1 protein-coding gene is annotated in these 439 nt (G+C 29.4%); it reads left to right on the top strand.

The window, feature by feature from the left end; translation table 11 throughout:
- Positions 1–439: proton-conducting transporter transmembrane domain-containing protein (locus NET03_RS13380; protein ID WP_286207497.1), on the top strand; the 439-nt coding region annotated here is incomplete at both ends.

The raw sequence follows: 439 nt of genomic DNA, 5'->3' as shown, positions 1-439 counted from the left end.
CTACTTTAAGGCAATTAGGGTTAATAATAACAAGTTTAGGATTAGGTCTTATTTTAATTACTTTTTTTCATCTTTTAACTCACGCTATATTTAAGTCTTTACTATTTATATGTAGAGGAGATGTTATTCATCAGAATCAAGGTTTACAAGATTTGCGGTTTTTGGGAGGTTCATTAAAAGGAAGACTTTTTGCTAGAACTTTGATAAATATCTGCAATTTAGCTTTATGTGGATTTCCTTTTTTAGCGGGATTTTATTCTAAGGACGCTATTATAGAAATAGGTTACAGTTCTAGTTATAGTTTGATTTTTTTATATTTGATAGCTTTTAGAGTAGGACTTTCTGGCTCTTATTCTATGCGTTTATATTATTTTAGGTTTTTAAATGAGAGTCAAAGTAGGCCTCTCGGAGGGATTTATGAATCTGTGGATTATATATT

The organism is Thermomicrobium sp. CFH 73360 (genome assembly GCF_023806465.1).
GTDB lineage: Bacteria > Chloroflexota > Chloroflexia > Thermomicrobiales > Thermomicrobiaceae > Thermomicrobium.
This window is presented reverse-complemented; position numbering and strand designations above follow the sequence as displayed.